The sequence below is a fragment of the Gordonia sp. (in: high G+C Gram-positive bacteria) genome (assembly GCF_049299075.1).
Lineage (GTDB): Bacteria > Actinomycetota > Actinomycetes > Mycobacteriales > Mycobacteriaceae > Gordonia.
In genome coordinates, this window is the sequence record NZ_JBAQWU010000015.1 from 1 (window position 1) to 3,267 (window position 3,267).

Consider the following 3,267-nt stretch of genomic DNA (forward strand, 5'->3'; position numbering starts at 1 on the left):
CGCGCAGGGTGATCAGGTGTCGCGGGTGGCCGGGATCGGGCTCAATTTTGGAGCGCAGGCGCTTCACATGCACGTCGAGGGTTTTGGTGTCACCCACGTAGTCCGCGCCCCAGACCCGGTCGATCAGCTGGCTGCGGGTCAGGACCCGGCCAGCGTTGCGCAGCAGATACTCCAGCAGGTCGAACTCTTTGAGCGGGAGAGTCACGTCGACGCCCGACGCGGTGACCGTGTGGCGTTGCACGTCCATCCGGACCGGCCCCACTTCCAGCACGCCGATGGCTGCGTCGTCCTCGGCGGCCACCACTCCCCCGCGCCGGAGCACCGCGCGGATCCGGGCGATCAGCTCGCGCGCAGAATACGGTTTGGTGATGTAGTCGTCGGCACCGAGTTCCAAGCCGACGACCTTGTCGATCTCGCTGTCGCGAGCGGTCACCATGATTACCGGCGTCTGCGACCTCGCGCGGATCTGCTTGCAGATCTCGGTGCCCGAGACGCCCGGAAGCATCAGGTCGAGCAGCACGATGTCCGGGCACACCCGGTCGAACGCCGCCACCGCCTGCGCGCCGTCGTTGATGATGCTGGCTTCGAAGCCCTCCTTGCGGAGGAGAAAAGCCAGCGGGTCGGCGAGGGATTCCTCGTCTTCGACGATGAGAACGTGCGTCACTAGTCGTCTTCCTCTAGTTCGGGGGATCTGTCGATCGGGATGTACAGGGTGAAGGTGGAACCGGTGCCCGGTTTGCTCCACAGTCCAATGTGGCCGCCGTGGCTGGCGGCGACGTGCTTGACGATGGCCAAGCCCAGGCCGGTGCCGCCGGTGGCGCGGGAGCGCGCCTTGTCGACACGGAAGAAGCGTTCGAATACCCGCTGCTGATCGGCGGCGGCGATCCCGATGCCGCGGTCGGTGACGGCGATGGCCACCATCGGACCTTCGGCCATATCGACCAGCCGATGGCTGACCGAGACCACTTCGCCGGACTGCGAATGGTTCACGGCGTTCACGATCAGGTTGTTCAACGCGGTGAGGAGCAGGGTGCGGTCGCCGGGTACCACCAGCCCGCCTGGCTCGTCCCGGATCAACTCGATCTGGGCGACCTCGGCGCTCACCGAGGCCGAGCTGAGGGCGTCGTCGATTAGCGCGTCGACGCCCGTCGCACTGAACTGCTCGATCCGGCCATCCTGTAGTCGAGACAGCCCGATGAGTTCGTTGATCAACGTGCTCATCCGGGTGGCCTCGCGCAGGACCCGGTGGCCGAAGTGCTCGACGGCCTGCGGGTCGTCATGCGATTCGAGCATGGCCTCGGTCATCAGACTGATCGCACCCAGCGGGGTCTTCAACTCGTGCGAGACGTTCGCGGCGAAGTCCCGGCGAGTGGCTTCCACACGCAGGTTAGTGGAGTCATCGTCACCGTAGACGAGCGCGTAGCGAGAGGTGCCATGCTCGGCCAGGCGGACCACACACCGCACGTTCTCGACGGTGCGCGGCATGGTGCGACCAGTGGACACGAAGCCCATCGCCGAGATCGGCGGGACAAAGTCGAAGTGCCGGTCGACACCCGTCGCGAAGACCTCGCTGACCGCTTCGGCCACCGGATCGGCGAGAATGTCGCGCAGCAGGCCGAGTTCGACGGCGCGCTTATTGAACAGCACGATGTTGTGGTCGACGTCCACCACCGCGGTGCCCGATTCGGAGTGCGCGACCAGCAGATTGAGCAGACCACCGCGGCTCACCGAGCCATCGGCGTTGTAGGTAATCGCGTCGTCGTCAACAAACGCCGGACCTGCGCTACCCGACGTCGGATGGTCGGCAGGAGTCATCAAACTCTCCGGGGATTCGGACACGAACGGGAGTCTACGGCCAGTGAACGCGACGAAGCGACCTCATCGGGCCTGGTTGGCGCAGCGTTCACACAAGGTTCTCATGAATGGCCGGGAGGTGAACGTCCGTCATTTCCTGCCCTTTTCGCGCACGGTACTCCGCTAGGACGCGACCAGATCGGCGTACTCGGGATGTTTGCGCAGATAGCTCTGAACGTAGGAGCAGACCGGCACCACCTTGTTGCCGTCCGCCTGAATCTGTTCGAGCACATCAGCCACCAACTGCGCCGCGTAGCCGCGGCCACCGAACTGGTCGAAGATCACGGTGTGTGTGAGCGCCAGGCGATCGCCATCGGTATGCCCGGGGTCGCGGGTGTAGTCAAGGTAGCCGACTTCCGTCGCCACACCGTCGATGTCGACCTCGGCGCGGAACCGCTCGCGATCGACCAGATGAGTCACCTTCATTGCTGCCCCGTCCGTCATAGTTCCAATGTAGCCGAGGCCCAGCAAACCCGCAGGGGCGTTATTTGTTGCCCTGATTGGCCACCGCGGCAGCACCGGCCGCGGCGGCTTCGGGATCGAGGTAGCGGCCGCTCGGATTGCGCGGATCGGCGCTCGGCGACACCGCACGCAGGTTGTCGTCAACCTCGTAGACCAGCGGGTTTCCGGTCGGAATGTTCAGCTGGGCGATGTCCGCATCGGAGATCTCGTCGAGGTACTTGACCAGGGCGCGCAGCGAATTACCGTGTGCCGCGACCAGGACCGTCTTGCCCGCGCGCAGGTCCGCGGCGATGGTTTCCATGTAGTACGGCATCAGCCGCGTGACGACATCCTGCAGGCACTCGGTCAGCGGGACCTCAATGCCCGCGTAGCGCGGGTCGCCAACCTGGCTGTACTCGGCATCAGGCGCGATAGCCGGCGGCGGGGTGTCATAGCTGCGGCGCCACAGCATGAACTGCTCGTCGCCGTATTTGTCCTTGGTCTCGGCCTTGTTCAGGCCCTGCAGCGCACCGTAGTGCCGCTCGTTGAGGCGCCAGTCACGGACCACCGGGATCCACAGGCGATCGGCAGTCTCGAGCGCGAGGTTGGCGGTGATGATCGCACGCCGCAGCAGCGAGGTGTACAGCACGTCGGGCAGCAGTCCGGTCTCGGTCAGCAGGTGTCCGGCGCGCTTGCCCTCGGCAACACCCTTCTCGGTCAGGTTGACGTCCTGCCAGCCGGTGAACTGGTTGGAGGCGTTCCATTCAGACTCGCCGTGACGCATCAGAATCAGCTTGCCGTTGCTCATGGGGCCAGTCTCCCATATCGAACGACGGCAACCCGGCCCGACCAGCACTGCGGCGCGGGAAATTCGGCGACTCTACCGCGGCGCATCCATCAGCTGCCGAAAGTGCTCGACGATGCTTTGTTCGGGTGCGATGAACTCCGCCCCGAGTTCGCGCCGCGTGCGAC

General features: G+C 65.1%; 4 protein-coding genes. All 4 read right to left on the minus strand.

The annotated features are described in order from the left end of the window. The coding region (locus WAW85_RS00675; RefSeq protein WP_422557745.1) for a response regulator at window positions 1–664 on the minus strand (664 nt) is incomplete at its 3' end. Beyond that, complete coding sequence (locus tag WAW85_RS00680) at window positions 664–1,839, minus strand: sensor histidine kinase (RefSeq protein ID WP_422557746.1); 1,176 nt, start codon at window positions 1,837–1,839, stop codon at window positions 664–666. The genes WAW85_RS00675 and WAW85_RS00680, both read right to left, overlap by 1 nt. A gap of 138 nt (window positions 1,840–1,977) precedes the next feature. Further along, a complete protein-coding gene (locus WAW85_RS00685) occupies window positions 1,978–2,298 on the minus strand; it encodes a GNAT family N-acetyltransferase (RefSeq protein ID WP_422557747.1) in 321 nt (106 codons plus the stop codon). Window positions 2,299–2,338: 40 nt separating this feature from the next. Beyond that, window positions 2,339–3,103 carry a phosphoglyceromutase gene (locus WAW85_RS00690; protein WP_422557748.1) on the minus strand — a complete coding sequence of 255 codons (765 nt, stop codon included), beginning with the start codon at window positions 3,101–3,103 and terminating at the stop codon, window positions 2,339–2,341. Window positions 3,104–3,267: the final 164 nt, after the last annotated feature.